Source organism: Rhizobium sp. BK379 (assembly GCF_014193955.1).
Classification (GTDB): Bacteria; Pseudomonadota; Alphaproteobacteria; order Rhizobiales; family Rhizobiaceae; genus Rhizobium.
The window spans coordinates 1,718,550-1,733,990 of the sequence record NZ_JACIAD010000001.1; the positions used below are offsets into that span (position 1 = coordinate 1,718,550).

14 protein-coding genes are annotated in these 15,441 nt (G+C 59.1%); 8 read left to right on the forward strand and 6 right to left on the reverse strand.

The genetic code is table 11. The features are described 5' to 3' along the window. Window positions 1–23: 23 nt before the first annotated feature. A complete protein-coding gene (locus FHT93_RS08815) occupies window positions 24–1,571 on the reverse strand; it encodes a hypothetical protein (protein ID WP_183847135.1) in 1,548 nt (515 codons plus the stop codon). Between the two features lie 57 nt (window positions 1,572–1,628). After that, window positions 1,629–4,418, reverse strand: coding sequence for an EAL domain-containing protein (locus tag FHT93_RS08820; RefSeq protein ID WP_183847138.1), 2,790 nt, complete (start codon window positions 4,416–4,418; stop codon window positions 1,629–1,631). Window positions 4,419–4,831: 413 nt separating this feature from the next. On the opposite strand from FHT93_RS08820, the gene FHT93_RS08825 reads away from it, so the two are divergent. The 5 genes from FHT93_RS08825 to FHT93_RS08845 all read left to right on the forward strand — a co-directional run bounded on the left by FHT93_RS08825 (window position 4,832) and on the right by FHT93_RS08845 (window position 10,007). Next, complete coding sequence (locus FHT93_RS08825; protein WP_112543567.1) at window positions 4,832–5,443, forward strand: 50S ribosomal protein L25/general stress protein Ctc; 612 nt, start codon at window positions 4,832–4,834, stop codon at window positions 5,441–5,443. Window positions 5,444–5,628: 185 nt separating this feature from the next. Beyond that, a complete protein-coding gene (locus tag FHT93_RS08830) occupies window positions 5,629–7,986 on the forward strand; it encodes an EAL domain-containing protein (RefSeq protein WP_183847140.1) in 2,358 nt (785 codons plus the stop codon). 26 nt (window positions 7,987–8,012) lie between these two features. Further along, the gene (locus FHT93_RS08835) at window positions 8,013–8,735 is read left to right on the forward strand and encodes a transporter substrate-binding domain-containing protein (RefSeq protein ID WP_112543565.1); all 723 of its coding nucleotides are present in this window, start codon (window positions 8,013–8,015) and stop codon (window positions 8,733–8,735) included. Window positions 8,736–8,829: 94 nt separating this feature from the next. Next, window positions 8,830–9,546: an aminoacyl-tRNA hydrolase gene (gene pth, locus FHT93_RS08840; protein WP_183847142.1), complete on the forward strand. Its 717-nt coding sequence runs from the start codon at window positions 8,830–8,832 to the stop codon at window positions 9,544–9,546. 5 nt (window positions 9,547–9,551) lie between these two features. Further along, on the forward strand, window positions 9,552–10,007 hold the full coding sequence (locus FHT93_RS08845; RefSeq protein WP_113016499.1) for a GNAT family N-acetyltransferase: 456 nt from the start codon (window positions 9,552–9,554) through the stop codon (window positions 10,005–10,007). A 24-nt stretch (window positions 10,008–10,031) separates the two neighbouring features. On the opposite strand, the gene clpS is transcribed toward FHT93_RS08845, so the two are convergent. Then, window positions 10,032–10,343, reverse strand: coding sequence for an ATP-dependent Clp protease adapter ClpS (gene clpS, locus FHT93_RS08850; RefSeq protein WP_112543562.1), 312 nt, complete (start codon window positions 10,341–10,343; stop codon window positions 10,032–10,034). A 228-nt stretch (window positions 10,344–10,571) separates the two neighbouring features. On the opposite strand from clpS, the gene ychF reads away from it, so the two are divergent. Further along, window positions 10,572–11,675 (forward strand): redox-regulated ATPase YchF, encoded by a 1,104-nt coding sequence (gene ychF / locus FHT93_RS08855; protein WP_112972212.1) that lies wholly within the window; start codon window positions 10,572–10,574, stop codon window positions 11,673–11,675. Window positions 11,676–11,754: 79 nt separating this feature from the next. Here ychF and FHT93_RS08860 read toward each other — a convergent pair whose 3' ends face one another. Beyond that, entirely contained in the window at window positions 11,755–12,825 is a 1,071-nt protein-coding gene (locus FHT93_RS08860) for a hypothetical protein (RefSeq protein WP_113016498.1), read from the reverse strand. Between the two features lie 81 nt (window positions 12,826–12,906). Here FHT93_RS08860 and FHT93_RS08865 point away from each other — a divergent pair, with 81 nt between their 5' ends. Then, a complete protein-coding gene (locus FHT93_RS08865) occupies window positions 12,907–13,377 on the forward strand; it encodes a MaoC family dehydratase (protein WP_113016497.1) in 471 nt (156 codons plus the stop codon). Further along, entirely contained in the window at window positions 13,374–13,841 is a 468-nt protein-coding gene (locus FHT93_RS08870; protein ID WP_113016496.1) for a MaoC/PaaZ C-terminal domain-containing protein, read from the forward strand. The genes FHT93_RS08865 and FHT93_RS08870 overlap by 4 nt, the downstream gene beginning before the upstream one ends. A gap of 57 nt (window positions 13,842–13,898) precedes the next feature. On the opposite strand, the gene FHT93_RS08875 is transcribed toward FHT93_RS08870, so the two are convergent. Continuing rightward, the gene (locus FHT93_RS08875) at window positions 13,899–14,441 is read right to left on the reverse strand and encodes an adenine phosphoribosyltransferase (protein ID WP_112543557.1); all 543 of its coding nucleotides are present in this window, start codon (window positions 14,439–14,441) and stop codon (window positions 13,899–13,901) included. Between the two features lie 116 nt (window positions 14,442–14,557). Continuing rightward, window positions 14,558–15,430 carry a cytochrome c1 gene (locus tag FHT93_RS08880; protein WP_112543556.1) on the reverse strand — a complete coding sequence of 291 codons (873 nt, stop codon included), beginning with the start codon at window positions 15,428–15,430 and terminating at the stop codon, window positions 14,558–14,560. Window positions 15,431–15,441: the final 11 nt, after the last annotated feature.

The following is a 15,441-nucleotide window of genomic DNA, read 5'->3' on the forward strand; positions in this document are numbered from 1 at the left end:
TTTCAGATTGCAAGCCGAAGGCCTTATTGCGGCTGTGCCGGCTCCTGACCTTGTTCCTGTTCCTGATCGGGTTCCTGCCCTTGATCCTGATCCTCGCTCTGATCCGGCTCCTCGGCATCCGGTCCCTTGATCTGCTGACCGTTGACCGCCACCGAACCGTCGCCGGCAACGCTGATATCCCAGCGCGAGCGGCCATCCGGATCGGTCTTGGCAAAGCCCTTGGCCATCATCATGCCGAAGGAGACCTGCTGGAGGTTCGGATCGCTCTTGGCAAGCTCCTGAATGGCGGCGATCGACTTGTCGAGATCGCGCGCAAGGACCGAAGCCTGAACCGAATAGTCCTTCTGCGTATCGATGCGGCCCAGCAGTTTGCCGGTGACGTCGATATCGTAGACGTCGGAGACCGCGGTAAACTTCGGCAAGTCGACGACGAGCATACCATCATGGAAAAGCTTCTCGGCCGCCTGCTTGCCGCTTTCCTCCGAATTGCTGCCGGCCGAGAAATCGATCTTCATGAACTCGTCGCCGAAAGCGGCAAAATCCATATCGGGGACGGCGATCTGCATATCGATGCTCTTCGGCAGGAAGGCGTGGTAGCTCGCCGGCACGACAGGGCTATCGAGCGTCACATCTGCAGCGTTCATACCGAAGGCAAAGCGGACGGCGTCGCTCGGCCCGGCGATCGAGAAATCATAGCCGAAGGCCTTCGCGCCACCGTTACCCGCGGCGGTACCGACCGTCAGGTTGTTCGCCGTGATCGATTCATTGAGGGAGGAGAATAGCGGGAAGGATGCCTTGAGCACCGATTTCAGCTTTTCGCCATCCTCCTTGCTCAGTTCCTTCTCGTCCATATGCTCCAGGATGAAGAAGACGATATCGCGGATTTCCTTCGCCGGCAGGCTGGCGACATCGGCGTTGAAGTCTATCGAATCCGCCTTGATGTTGACCGGTGGCATCTGCGGGCTCGTGACGGTCTCCGACAGCGCGGAAAGCGAACCGTTGGCCTTGAAATCGAGACGACCATTACCGCTGGCGCTGTCGGTCGAATCGAGCCGGTAGTCCATGCCCGCAAATGTCGCGTCGACCTGGTCCATATCGGACTTTGACGTGACGCGGATGTCAGTGGCCTTGAAATTGCCGGAGCGCAGATAGGCGATCGCAGGATCGAAAACGCCGTCATAGACCATCGATGCTATCGAGTAGGTAAAATCCGTGGCCTTGTCATCCGGCCCCTTGAGGTTGCCGGAGATATTGAAGCTGTTATTGCCTTCAAGGTTCCACAGACCGCTGTCGAGCGGCGTGGCAAAAACCGACCATGGTGTCAGGCCATTCACCACGACCTTGGTCGTGTCGACCTTGCTGAGCAGCTTGGCGAAATCATAAATGATCTCGTAGCGGCTACCCGCCGGGTTGACGGTTAGAAAACCGCTCTTTGCAAAATCGTCAGGCAACACTTTCGTCAGGCTGTCGCGAAGCTTGTTGGCTCCATCCTGATTGATCTCAGCCGCATTCGCTGCCCCGAACAGCGATAGGGCAATAATGCTCGTCGTGGTGACAAGTTTGAGACGCATCCGTACTCTCCTCAGCCGCTTTGAATGCGGCATAGGAAGATCGGATATCTTCCGGTGTCAAGCCGCAGTGTTGAGTGCAGCGGCTTGTTTTTCCATTCGTGCCGGGCGGCCAAAGTAGTAGCCCTGAGCCTCATCGCATCCTTCCGACGTCAGCAGCTCGAGCTGGCTCAGCGTTTCCACGCCTTCCGCCAGCACCGGAATCGACAGCCCGCGTCCGAGGGCAAGGATGGACCGAATGACCGCTTTCGCCTCCTGGCTCGTCTCGACTTCGTTCATGAAGCTGCGATCGAGCTTGATCTTGTCGAAGGGGAATGAGCGAAGGGTCTCGAGTGACGAATAGCCTGTTCCAAAATCGTCGATGGCGATAGCGACCCCCTGCTGCTTGAGCGCGCGCATTGCAACCAGCGCCTTGTTCTTGTCGACGATGATCGACGACTCCGTTATTTCAAGTTCGAGCCGCGATGCCGGCAGGCCGGTTTCCTGGAGCACGGCGCGAACGAGTTCGGCTATGTTTGCATGGGCGATCTGGATGGGCGAAATATTGACGGCGATCTTGATGTCGTCCTTCCAGCTGATCGCTTCCCTGCATGCCTCGCGAAGGACCCATTCGCCGATGGGCACGATCGCGCCGCATTCTTCGGCAATCGGAATGAAATCGACGGGCGAGATGTTTCCGCGTTCAGGATGGTTCCATCTGAGCAGCACCTCGTAGCCGGTCGTCTTGCCGGTCGCGACCGACTTCTGCACCTGATAGTGAAGGTACATCTGGTCACGCTCGATCGCGGTCCAGAGGTCACGCGCCAGCCTTCGTCTGTCACGAGACGCTTCATCCATGGATTCTTCATAGAAGCAGACATTGCGCCCGACCTCGTGCTTTGCGCGATACATGGCCAAATCTGCGTTTGCGAGAAGCGTTTCGGTATTTTCGCCGGCCTCGGGGTAAAGTGCGACGCCAACGCTGGCGCCGGGGACGATATGGTGTCCCTCGAAATCCATCCTCTCCATGAGCGTGGCTTCCAGCCGCGCAACGAAGTCGTCAAGCTCTGCCATGTCGTTGAAGCGCTTCACGGCTGCGAACTCATCGCCGCCCAGCCGGGCGACGAGCTCCTCGTCACGCAGGATCCCGTTCAAGCGCGCGGCCAATGTGCTCAACACGAAATCACCTGCGACATGACCCATCTGGTCATTGATTTCCTTGAACTTGTCCAGGTCGATGCCAATCACCGCAACCTTGCTCGACAGCCTTTTGGCGATTGTCAGCTGATGTGAGAGATAGTCGTTGAACGTGGGACGGTTCGGCAGGCCGGTCAACGCATCGTGCTTGGCCATGAACGCGATTTTCTCTTCGCGTGCCAGCCGTTCGGTAATGTCTTCGAATGTCGTAACCCAGCCGCCATCCGCCAGAACGTTGAATGTCGCAAGAATTGAGCGACCGCTCGTCGTCTGATGCACCAGGGTCTTCTGGCCGGAGCGCATGGTCGCCATATGCCGGCGATAATGATCGGTCGCCCTTGTATCTGCGGCGTCGCCATCGCCAAAGACGATCTGATAGCCGCTGCGAACGATCTCGGAATAGGCAAGGCCCGGGCGAATGAAATTCTCGGGAAACCCGAAGAGCTGGCTATATCTGGCGTTTGCGAGGATCAGTCGCTCATTGCGGTCGAACATCGAGATGCCCTGGCTCATATTCTCGAGTGCCAGATCGAGGTTCCTCGATACTTCCCTGATCCGATCCCCGTCGATCTTTGCCTGCGTGATATCGCGGGTAATCTTCACGTATCCGATGAGATGATGGTCATCATCATACACGGGTTGGATGACGACATGTGCCCAGAACGAGGATCCATCCTTGCGAAAACGCAGCCCTTCCGCTTCAAATCTGCCGTTGGCGAGAGCGGATTGGAGCGCGCGCTGCGGAAGACCATTCTTCTGATCCTCTTCGGAGTAGAACCGTGCGAAGCTCTGGCCGACGATTTCGGCGGCGCTATAGCCCTTGGCGCGTTCCGCCCCGGTATTCCAGTTCGACACGATGCCTGAAGGGTCGAGCATGTAGATTGCGTAGTCCGTCACGCCCTGCAGGAGCAGCTCGAACCTGGTTTCGCTTGCACTCGCGTGCCTGGCGGCGCGAAACGCAATGATCGATGCCGAAATGCCCGAGGCGAGCATTGAGATCGATACGGCAAGAATGGTCGCCAGAAGAAACGGCTTCGAAAGCGCCTGCGGCTCGATCGCGTTTGCGCCTCCTTCGATAATCGTCAGCGCCCCCATCGCGGTGAAATGCATGAGGACGATGCCGAGTGACAGCGCGGACGCTGCAGCGAGAATGCTCCAGTTCGAGCCCTTCCAGTTCTTTGTGAGCGTAAATCCCCAGGTCGCCATGGCCGCCGATATGATCAGCGCAACAACAACGAGATACCGATCCCAGACGATGGTCCCTGGAACCTGGAGTCCGGCCATGCCGATGAAATGCATGGCTGCGACGCCGACGCCAAAAGCCAGGCCCGCGGCAATATTGGCCTGGGAGCCTACAAGTGACACGGCAGCAAGGCCGGCCACAAAAGTGGAGGCAAAGGCCGCGCCGAGTGAAATAAGCGTCAGGTCGCGATCATAACCGACGACGATGCCCGGATCATAGGCGAGCATCGCGACGAAATGCGTCGACCAGATACCGAAGCCGCCCGCTGCCCCGGCCACGGAAAGCCAGATCCAGCGCGGCACGCCTTTTGACCTGCCAGCGCTTCTCAAGAACAGGATCGTTCCCAGATTGGACACGAGGCATAGTGCGGCAGCCAGGAGAACCAGCGTCAGGTCATGTTGGTATGTCAGGCAGTATGCGATCGCAAACATGAGAAAACCCATTCTTTTCAAGCCTGACATCGGTCTGACCGCGTTAAAGAAGGGATAATCCGGCGCCTTTGCAGGCAAAGTGGAACCTTCTGTTCGACTTTGTGATTAACGCCCGGACAACGAAAGCTTATCATTGGTTTTGGAGTGACCCTCTCAATACCAAAGATTGCATCGCGCGGTTTTTCGGGTGTATTACTGCAAGACGCGATCGGCAGGATATGGCCGACGGCATGCTCTTCTCGACAGAGCCTGTCACCGCTTGCGTTTCCGTGACACTTATATTATAGGCCACGCGTCCGCGTAGACACCCTTGGAGGCAACGCGGATGAGGACGGGCACGCCCGCCTCCGGTCCGATGGCACAAGGCTTTTTGCCAGCCGCGGGCTCTCCAAATAACCTCGAAAGGACTAGCCATGAGCCACGAAACTTACGAGCTCAAGGCCGAGGCGCGCGAACGGGTTGGTAAGGGGTCCGCCCGTGAACTCCGCCGCAACGGCTTTATTCCCGCTGTCATCTATGGTGACAAGCAGGCCCCGATTTCCATCGCTATCAACACCAATGAGGTGACGAAGCGCATTCATGCCGGTGGCTTCATGACCACCGTTGCGACCATCGACGTCGACGGCAAGAAGTACCAGGTTCTGCCGAAGGACTACCAGCTCGATCCGGTCCGCGACTTCACGATGCACGTCGACTTCCTGCGCGTATCTGGCAACACCCAGGTTACCGTTGAAATCCCGGTTCACTTCGTCAACGAAGACAAGTCCCCTGGCCTCAAGGTCGGCGGCGTTCTGAACATCGTTCGTCACGAAGTCGAAGTTCAGTGCCCGGCAAACGCGATCCCGGAATTCTTCACGGTTGACCTCTCCGGCCACAAGATCGGCGACAGCATCCACATTTCGGAAGTCACGCTGCCGAAGGGTGTTACGCCCACTATCGCCGATCGCGACTTCACGATCGCAACGATCGTTGCTCCGGCTGCAGGCATCGACGAGTCCGCTGCCGAAGGCGAAGCAGAAGCCTGATCGCTTCTACCAATTTGTAAAGCATAAGCCCGTTTTCCCTGAGGAAAGCGGGCTTTTTCATTTCCGGAAAAGGCCCATTTCAGCAACATTTAACACATTCATGGAAGCATGTTCCGGCTGGTTGCGAAGTCCCCGCCCTGCTGCGTGACCGCAGAATATTCCGACCCCGTGGAGCAAACGGAACCATGAATAATTCCGTTGAGAACAGATTTTTTGCGATTGTTTGCGGCGCGCTGCTTGTTTTTGTAGCCCCCCTTTTTGTTCTTTTTCTTTTCCTTTCCTCCGAACGCGCCGACAAGGAAATACGCGACCATATTTCCGTTCTTCTTGTTGCCAATGCCCAGGCGCTTGCCAAGCCGCTTTGGGATCTTGATGCTGACAGCGTAACCCAGATCAGCGCGACGGTCGTTTCGCAGGGTGCCATCGTCAAGGTGGAAGTCCGCGATCAATCCGGCCAGCTCGACGTCAGCCAGTCGACCATTCCGAGGTCATTCGACGGCAAGCTGGTTCAGGTATCACGCGCCATCATCTACAACACCGTCGATGGGCCGAAAAACCTCGGCAGCATTTCCGTCTTCTATCCGGCACTCGGCCTGTTTTCCGGCCTGAAGCAGGAAGAGGTCGTTTTCGTCTCGATCTTCATTTTCGCGGTGCTGGCTGTTTTCGCCACCGCGCTCATCGGCAACCGCATCTTCGTCATCCAGCCCCTGATGCGCCTGACGGCCGCAATCGAGGCGACACGCCAGCTCGGCTCCCGCCATCATGTCGACTGGCGGTCGAACGACGAAATGGGCCGCCTCGCCCAGAGCTTCAACGAAATGCAGACGAAGCTCGAGAATGAGGAAACCGAGCTGAAGCTCGCGCATCGCCGCACCACCGATATCTATGACCTGACGCCCGCCATGCTCTTCTCGCTCGACGACGAAGATCGCATCACCGCCGTCAGCGACTATTGGCTGCTTGCAACCGGTTATCACCGCGCCGCCGTCATCGGCCGGAATTTCTCCGATCTCGTGACCTCCTTCACCCGCGACAAGTTCGTCAATCGCAAGAGCCAGCGTGAGAACGGCACCGGTGACGTCACCGTCAAGTTCATCTGCATGGACGGCCGCATCATGGACGTCCTGATCATGGAGTCGGCGCTGACGACCCAGGGACAGGAAGGTCAGTCGCTCTCCGTTATGACCGATGTGACGGAACTGAAGGCCTCCGAAGACCGCAATCATCGCCAGGCGATATCGGACCATCTGACAGGTCTGTTGAACCGCCAGGGCTTCGAAGCCGTACTCGACAGCAAGATCGCAGCCGCCGATGCCGCCGATCAAGAACTCGCCTGCCTCTTCGTCGACCTCGACCGCTTCAAGTGGATTAACGACAATATGGGCCACGCCGCAGGCGACGCGGCCCTCATCGAACTCGTCGAGCGGCTGAAGACGCTGCTTGCTCCCTCCGATGAAGCTGCCCGTCTCGGCGGCGATGAATTCGCCATCCTGCTGCCCGCCAAGAATGCCGAGAAGCGCGCTCGCGCCATGTGCGACCAGATCGCTTCGATCTTCGAGACCCCTTTCGGCCCGGACATGCATCTCAGCGCCTCTGTCGGCATCGCCATCTATCCGCGCCATGCTGCGACGGCAGCCGAACTGCTGCAGAAGTCCGACATGGCCATGTATGCCAAGAAGCGCGACGGCAAGAACGGCGCACGGATTTTCGACAATGGCATGCTCGACCATGCCCGCCGGCGCGCCGAGATCGAAGCGCATATCGAAGCCGGCCTCGCCGACGACTGGTTCGAGGCCTATCTCCAGCCGATCGTCAACCTGAACGGCCGCGGCATCGCGGGCTTCGAGGCGCTGATGCGCCTCAACCATCCGCAGAAGGGTCTCATGCCACCGGCCGAGATCATCAGCGTGGCCGAAGAGACTGCCAAGATCGTTCGCGTCGGCAATGTCATCATGGAAAAGGCGATCGCCAATCTGGCGAAGATTTCTCGCCTGCCCGGCATGCAGAATAGCTATCTCGCCATCAATTTCTCGCCGCTGCAATTCGAGCCGGCGCTCGCCGCGCGCCTCGCCGCCATCCTCGGCCGCCACGGCATCCTGCCGGATCGTATCGTCGTCGAGATCACGGAAGCGGTGCTGATGCACGACAACCCGCAGATCCGCATGATCGTGACGGAACTGCGCCGTTTCGGTTGCCGCATCGCGCTTGACGATTTTGGTACCGGGTACTCGTCGCTGAGTTATCTCAATCGTTTTCCGGTCGACATCATCAAGATCGACCAGTCCTTCACCCGCGCCATCAATGACGCTGACGATGACGTGCGCCAGAAGAGCCGCATGCTGATCGAGGGCATCACGACGCTGTCGCACAAGATGAACTGCACCGTGATTGCCGAAGGCATCGAGACCGAGGAGGAATGCGGCACCCTGCACCAGATGGGCCTCGATTATGGTCAGGGCTATCTGTTCCACCGTCCGCAGAACGCCGCCAGGCTGATCGAGGAATTGAGCAGCTCGCTCTCGGATGTGGCGCGCGCTTCATGAATTGACGAGATACGGGAGGTATCGCAATGAAAAGGCTGCTGCTTCTTGCACTTCTTGCCCTGCCCTGCTTTTCCGCGTCGGCGTCAGCCCAGACGGTAGCCTTCGTGACCGAGGAATACGCCCCTTTCAACTACCGCGACGGAAAGGTTATCAAGGGCGCGACCGTCGAACAGGTTCAGAAGGTGATGGCCGATATCGGCGTCGATTATACCCTCGACGTCATGCCCTGGGCCCGTGCCTTCAGTCTCGCACGCACGACATCGATGACCTGCGTCTTCGCGACCGCCCACAATGCCTCGCGCGACGGCCTGTTCAAATGGGTCGAGCCGCTTCTCGTCGACCGCAACATCCTGATTACCCGCCAGGGTTCAGGCGTCTCTGCCGCCAACCTCGAGGCGGCAAAGAAATACGTTATCGGCACACAGCGTGACGACTATACCGAAGTGACACTCAAGGAGAAGGGCTTTACCAAGCTCGACGTCGCCAGCGATTTCAACGCGACGCTGCGCAAGCTGCTCGGCGGCCGTATCGACATGATGCCGATCTCCGAACTCTATTTCGACAAGCTGAAGGCTGACCAGCCGCTGGAAATGGTGACCGTGCTGTCCTCCCAGCCGATGGGAATTGCCTGCGAGAAGAACTTCCCGGACGATCTCCTGGCCCGCATGCAGGCCTCGCTGGACAAGCTGATTGCCAGCGGCGAACAGAAGCAGATCTTCACGAAATATGGCCTGCATCTGCTGAATTGATCGGCCGCCCGCCGTTCAGGCCCGCCTTTGCCACTTGACTTTGCCGCCGTTTCGCGGTGGTGAACGCCAACAGCTCTTGCAAGGAAGACAGGCCATGCTGATCATCGCGGGTCTCGGCAATCCCGGCGCGAAATATGCCGGCAACCGGCACAATATCGGCTTCATGGCGGTGGATGCCATCTATCGCCGCCACAGCTTTTCGCCCTGGTCGAGGAAATTCAAGGCCGAGATATCAGAAGGTGAGCTGGCGGGTGAGAAGGTGCTGCTGATCAAGCCGCAGACCTTCATGAACCTGTCGGGCGAAGCGGTCGGCGAAGCCATGCGCTTCTACAAGCTGCAGCCTTCCGATCTCGTGGCGATCTATGACGAGCTCGATCTCCCGGCCGGCAAGGCGCGGCTGAAGACCGGCGGAGGCCATGGCGGCCACAATGGCATCAAGTCGCTCGACGCCCATTGCGGCAAGGAATACCGCCGCCTGCGCCTCGGCGTCGGTCATCCAGGCGCCAAGGAACTCGTGCACAACCATGTGCTTGGTGATTTCGCCAAGGTCGACCGGGATTGGCTGGAACCGCTGCTCGACACGCTCGCCGACAACGCCGACATGCTGGTCCGCAATGAAGATTCCCAGCTGATGAACAAGATTGCACTCGCGCTCGGCGGCAAGGCGGAAGAGGAAAAGCCGAAGCCGGAGAAGAAGCCGGCAGGAAAGTCCCACATTCACCAGGCCCGCAATCACGGCCAGCAGAAGCTTCCGGCGACTGGCCCCATGGCCGAGATGCTGAAAAAGATGTTCGGCAACAAGGGCGACTGAACGCGATGGCAGGCGGGGACTTCAGCATCCGGCCCGCGGCCGTCGGCGATTTACAGGGCCTGACCACCCTCTACCAGCACCTCAACCCGACCGATCCGGTCCTCTCTGCCCATATGGCAACGGAACGTTTTTCCGCCATTCTGGCGCAGCCCGGCATGACGGTCTTGATCGGCTTTGCCGGCGAGATCGCTGCCGCGACCGTCACGCTGGTCATCGTGCCCAACCTGACGCGCAATGGCGCCTCATACGCACTGATCGAAAACGTCGTCACCCACGCTGATCACCGCAAGCAAGGTTATGCCGGCAAACTCATCCGGCATGCGATTGAAGAAGCCTGGAACGTCGGCTGCTACAAGGTCATGCTGCTCACCGGATCCAAGAATCCGGCAACCCTGCGCTTCTATGAAAACTGTGGTTTCATGCAGGACAAGACCGGCTACCAGATCCGCCGCCCGTCTTGAGACGCACGTCCTTTCCTCCGGCCACTATTCCTCAGGCTCCGTCGTGAACATCAGTGGAAAGCCCATCTCCTTGGCAAGGTCGATGGCTTCCTTGGCCTTCGTCTCCGCAATATCTTTGGTACAAACCACGACCACGCAGGAGCCGAGCTTGTGGGCCGTCATCATCACGCGGTAACCGGCCTCTTCGCTCATGCGAAAAACGACCTTAAGAACCACGGTGACAAATTCGCGTGGCGTATAATCGTCATTGACGAGAATGACCTTGTAGAGCTTCGGCTTGTCCAGCTTCGGCTTCACCCTGGTCTTGGGTTTTAAGGCAATGTCGTTGTCAGCCATCGGAAATCCGCCCGTTGATGACATGGGAAGGGGTTTGGATCTAACTAAGCTTTTTAGATTGCAGAATTTCGACACCTGGTGCCGGGGGAAATCCCGCGAGGGTAAGAATAATGCTGCTAAGCCCCGACGGCAAGGGAGCGGCGAGAAAAGCGCTCTAAGACTTGACCGCTCCCCTCCTTTATCCCATAGCCACGGCCAAGGATTTCTTGAGAACAGCAGGTTTCAGCCATGGGCTTCAAATGCGGTATCGTCGGTCTGCCGAATGTCGGCAAGTCGACCCTCTTCAACGCACTCACCAAGACGGCGGCAGCGCAGGCGGCGAACTATCCCTTCTGCACGATCGAGCCGAACACCGGCGAAGTGGCCGTTCCCGACGCCCGCATGCAGAAGCTTGCCAATATTGCCAAGTCGAAGGAAATCATCCCGACCCGCATCAACTTCGTCGATATTGCCGGCCTCGTGCGTGGCGCATCGAAGGGTGAAGGTCTCGGCAACCAGTTCCTCGCCAATATTCGCGAAGTCGATGCCATCGTGCATGTGCTGCGCTGCTTCGAGGACGGCGACATCACCCACGTGGAAGGTCGCATCGATCCGGTTGCCGACGCCGATACGATCGAGACCGAACTGATGCTCGCCGATCTCGAAAGCCTTGAGCGCCGCACGGAGCAGACCCGCAAGCGCGCCGCCGGCAAGGACAAGGAGTCCTTGGCCATGCTGCCGATCATGGAAGCCTCGCTCGCCCTGCTGCAGGACGGCAAGCCGGTTCGCACCCTGCTCGCGAAGCTGGACGCGGAAGAGATCCGTATCCTCCAGGGCCTTAACCTCCTGACCTCGCATCCAGTCCTCTATGTCTGCAACGTCGCCGAAGGCGACGCTGTGACCGGCAACCAACATACCGAGGCTGTCGCCGTGATGGCGAAGGCGCAAGGCGCCGAAACCGTCATTATCTCGGCTGCGATCGAATCCGAAGTCGCCCAGCTTCCAGATGAGGAAGCCAAGGAGTTCCTTTCAGCCCTCGGCCTTGACGAAGCTGGCCTCGACCGTTTGATCCGCGCAGGCTACAAGCTGCTCGACCTTATCACCTATTTCACGGTCGGCCCGAAGGAAACGCGCGCCTGGACGATCGCGCGCGGCACCAAGGCGCCGCAGGCAGCCGGCGTGATCCACTCGGATTTCGAACGCGGCTTCATCCGCGCCAATACGATCGCCTACGACGACTACATCCAGTTCAATGGTGAAGTCGGCGCCAAGGAGGCCGGCAAGGCGCGCGACGAAGGCAAGGAATATGTCGTCCAGGACGGCGACGTCATCCACTTCCGCTTCAATACCTGATGCATAGGCATGTCGCGCAAAAGCCCGCAGCGTTTTTGCGATAACGACATGCGTCAAACAGAAAAACCAAAGCTGCCGCTCAGCCGGGCGGCAGCCTTTCTACTGCGCCTGACGGCAAGGCACGCAACACGATGCGCCGAAGCGGCATCCAGCCCGTACCGATGATGAGCACGATCACGCCGACGATAATGAGCGTTCCGAAAATATAGGTATCGACGGTCGCACTCCCCTGCCGGAATATCCCATAGATCGCCAGTCCCAGCGTCAGCAGCCCAGACGTGACGAAAGCGCGCCGGTCGATGATCAAGCCGATCAGCATCAACAGCGCGACAATTACGACGACAACCGGGGTCTTGAACGAGTTGGCGTCCATGATGTCCAGCCAGCCGCCGTCGAGTGAGAGCAAGATCCGGATGCTGTAGAGCAGCGCAGGTGCGGCAACGAGATGAAGCCAGAAGGCGACATCCGATCGCGTCGTGCGGCGAAGCCTGTCGCTGAGATCGAAACCGAGTGCAGCGATGAACAGGCCGACGGCGCAGGCAAACAGGATGACCGACACAAGAGTCGGATGGTTGAGGATGAAGGCATCGTCGCCGCTCGCCCATTGCAGCAGGCGGAAGACAAGCGCAAGCACGAGGGCCAGACCCGAGAAGATGGAAAGCGCAAGCGCAAGCGGCACACGGTAGCGCAGATAGAAAAGCCCCATGATAACGGGGAATGCGACGATGAACCTGTCGATGCCATCGCCGGTCAGCCACAGATCGGCATTGGAGGGATAGATCGACAGCATCATCCGGAAGGTCCAGGCAAAAACCGCTAGCGTCAGCACCACGGCCGGCAGCGCGAGGCGCTGGCGCTTCACGAGGATTTCTGCCAGCACAAGAATTGCCGGCAGCACCGCATAGAGCGAGGCAAGTCCCCAGAGGCCCGCCAGCGCGATCAGGATGCCGATGGTGATGAGGACGTCATGAAAGCCCCTGACGAAGCGTGGCGTCTCTGTATCCGACCATGCCGGCTCCAAAGGCCCCGCCGCACGCGCGTCGACGACAACACCGCGTGCAGCCAGGAACGGCACCAGCCGCTCGCCAGCCTCGGCGGTAATCAGCCCCTCGCGCGCCGCCTCGTCGAGTATCGACCTTAGTTCAGCCATGCCGGTTCGTTCCTATGGAATCATTGAGCCCGCGCGGATGCTATTGTAAGCAATGACGCCTGCCTATGATGAGGACCCCTAATGCCTGCAGAAAAGCTCGCCTATGAGGATTTCCAGCCCGGCCGGCGCTTTCCGCTTGGCCCGAAGCCAGTGACGGCACCCGAAATCATCGAATTTGCCGCAGAGTTCGACCCTCAGCCCATGCATCTGGACGAGACCGCGGGCCGTGCCAGCATCCTTGGCGGCCTCGCCGCTTCCGGCTGGCATACGTCGGCGATGTTCATGCGCATGATGGCCGACAGTTTCGTCCTGAACTCGCTTTGCGAAGGTGCACCGGGCGTCGATTTCATGGAATGGCGCAAACCGGTGTTGGCAGGCGACACGCTCTCCGGCCATTCGACGGTGCTGGAGGCACGTCCGATGCGCTCGCGTCCAGGCCTCGGCATCGTTAAATTCCGCCACGACGTGGAAAACCAGCGCGGTGAACTGGTCCTCCTGTCGGAAAATTCCGTCATCTTCGGCATGCGTGGCAGCCTGGAGGTCAGCGCATGAGAATGACCGAACTCTACGCCGCCGGTGAGAAGAGTGAGATCGGGACCTATGTCTTCACCGAAGAAAAGATCCTCAGCTTCGCCCGGAAATACGATCCGCAGCGCTTCCATACCGACAAGGATGCGGCCGGCGACACGATGTTCGGCGGGCTCTGCGCCTCCGGATGGCATACGACGGCCGCCTGGATGCAATGTTTCCTCAAATACTGGATGGCGGAGATCGACCGGCTGAAGAGCGAGGGCCTGGCCCCGCCGAACCTCGGCCCCTCACCCGGCTTTCAGAAGCTGCAATGGCTGAAACCGGTCTTTGTCGACGAGACGGTCAGCTATTCCGTGACCTTTCTCTCCGGCCGCCCGCTGGCGTCGCGGCCGGGCTGGCATGTCAACAGCATCCTCTGCGAAGGCGTCAATCAGGACGGTATTGCCGTCATCCGCTTCGAAAGCAGCGTGCTCGAATTCGAGTGATGCGGGCAGAAGCAATTCCAGCAAACGCCTAAAACGGCTCTGCTGGAATTGACAGGTTCAATGGCCGGAAAACTCGACGAGCGTATGCACGTCGACCCCGAGATCCTCAAGCTTCTTGCGGCCGCCGAGATCCGGCAGGTCGATGACGAAGCAGGCGCCGACCACTTCCGCGCCGATCTGGCGGAGAAGCTTTGTCGCCCCCACAGCCGTGCCGCCCGTCGCAATCAGATCGTCGACGAGGATCACCTTTTCGCCTGGCTCAACGGCATCGCGATGCATCTCCATTTCGTCCACGCCATATTCCAGGCTGTAGGCGATGCGCACCGTGTCATGCGGCAGCTTGCCCTTCTTGCGGATCGGCACGAAGCCCGAGGAAAGCTGATGCGCAACCGCGCCGCCGAGGATGAAGCCCCGCGCTTCCATGCCGGCAATCTTGTCGACCTTCAGACCAGCATAGGGCTGCACGAGTTCATCGACCGCGCGGCGGAAGGCCCGGGGATTGCCGAGCAACGTGGTGATGTCGCGAAAGATGATGCCGGGCTTGGGATAATCCGGAATGGAGCGGATGCTGGCCGCAAGCTCCGAAAGCGTGTTGTTCATCGAAAATCCGTATCTGCGAGGGGCACAAAACGCCCGCACACTATCAATTGCGCCGGGTCAAACCAAATAAAAAAGGCGGCTGAAAAGCCGCCTTTTCCCATGAGACCGATTATATCTCAGTGGTCGGTGCGCCCGTAGATCGAGCGCTTGGTCAGATAGACCAGCACCGTGAAGATCAGCAGGAAGACCATGACCATGAAGCCGGTACGCTTGCGCTCTTCGAGATGCGGCTCGGACGCCCACATCAGGAACGACGAGACATCCTTGGAATACTGATCGACCGTCTGCGGCGAACCGTCGTCATAGGTGACCTGGTCGTCGGAAAGCGGCTTCGGCATGGCGAGAACGGCAGCGGCATGGAAATACGGGTTGTAATGCGAACCTGCCGGAACCTGGAAGCCGGCCGGCGGCTCTTCATAGCCGGTCAGCAGCGAGTGGATATAGTCCGGACCGCTTTCCTGATACTGGGTGAAGATATCGAAGACGAACTGCGGGAAACCGCGTTCGACTTCGCGGGCCTTGGCAAGCAGCGACATATCCGGGGGAGCCGCACCGTTGTTGGCAGCAGCGGCAGCTTCCGCATTCGGATAGGGCGATGGGAAGTGGTCGGATGGAACTGCCTTGCGGGTGAACATTTCACCGCTGGCGTCAGGGCCGTCCTGAACTTCGTAATTGGCTGCGAAGGTCTTGACCTGTGCATCCGAATAGCCGAGTGCGCCCAGCGTACGGAAGGGCACGAGGTTCATCGAGTGGCAGGCGGAACAGACCTCGGTATACACCTTCAGGCCGCGTTGGAGCTGGCCCTTGTCGTAATGGCCGAACGGGCCGGCAAAGGTCCAGTCGATTTCCTTCGGTTCCTTCAGCGGATAGTGCGGGGTAGCACTTTCCTCATGATGGGCAGCCGGGGCGGCAGCTTCCTGGGCGAACGCGACGCCGCCAAGGCCGGCTGCGACAGCGAGCGAGAGGATGCTTGCAACAAGCTTTTTCATATTTCTATTCC

What these genes read in the sequence shown, in the direction of transcription:
- FHT93_RS08845 (WP_113016499.1), top strand. Translation starts at nt 9,552, where the DNA reads ATGGCAGGCGGGGACTTCAGCATCCGGCCCGCGGCCGTCGGCGATTTA.
- FHT93_RS08820 (WP_183847138.1), bottom strand. Translation starts at nt 4,418, where the DNA reads ATGTTTGCGATCGCATACTGCCTGACATACCAACATGACCTGACGCTG.
- FHT93_RS08875 (WP_112543557.1), bottom strand. Translation starts at nt 14,441, where the DNA reads ATGAACAACACGCTTTCGGAGCTTGCGGCCAGCATCCGCTCCATTCCG.
- pth (WP_183847142.1), top strand. Translation starts at nt 8,830, where the DNA reads ATGCTGATCATCGCGGGTCTCGGCAATCCCGGCGCGAAATATGCCGGC.
- clpS (WP_112543562.1), bottom strand. Translation starts at nt 10,343, where the DNA reads ATGGCTGACAACGACATTGCCTTAAAACCCAAGACCAGGGTGAAGCCG.
- FHT93_RS08815 (WP_183847135.1), bottom strand. Translation starts at nt 1,571, where the DNA reads ATGCGTCTCAAACTTGTCACCACGACGAGCATTATTGCCCTATCGCTG.
- FHT93_RS08880 (WP_112543556.1), bottom strand. Translation starts at nt 15,430, where the DNA reads ATGAAAAAGCTTGTTGCAAGCATCCTCTCGCTCGCTGTCGCAGCCGGC.
- FHT93_RS08870 (WP_113016496.1), top strand. Translation starts at nt 13,374, where the DNA reads ATGAGAATGACCGAACTCTACGCCGCCGGTGAGAAGAGTGAGATCGGG.
- ychF (WP_112972212.1), top strand. Translation starts at nt 10,572, where the DNA reads ATGGGCTTCAAATGCGGTATCGTCGGTCTGCCGAATGTCGGCAAGTCG.
- FHT93_RS08865 (WP_113016497.1), top strand. Translation starts at nt 12,907, where the DNA reads ATGCCTGCAGAAAAGCTCGCCTATGAGGATTTCCAGCCCGGCCGGCGC.
- FHT93_RS08830 (WP_183847140.1), top strand. Translation starts at nt 5,629, where the DNA reads ATGAATAATTCCGTTGAGAACAGATTTTTTGCGATTGTTTGCGGCGCG.
- FHT93_RS08860 (WP_113016498.1), bottom strand. Translation starts at nt 12,825, where the DNA reads ATGGCTGAACTAAGGTCGATACTCGACGAGGCGGCGCGCGAGGGGCTG.
- FHT93_RS08835 (WP_112543565.1), top strand. Translation starts at nt 8,013, where the DNA reads ATGAAAAGGCTGCTGCTTCTTGCACTTCTTGCCCTGCCCTGCTTTTCC.
- FHT93_RS08825 (WP_112543567.1), top strand. Translation starts at nt 4,832, where the DNA reads ATGAGCCACGAAACTTACGAGCTCAAGGCCGAGGCGCGCGAACGGGTT.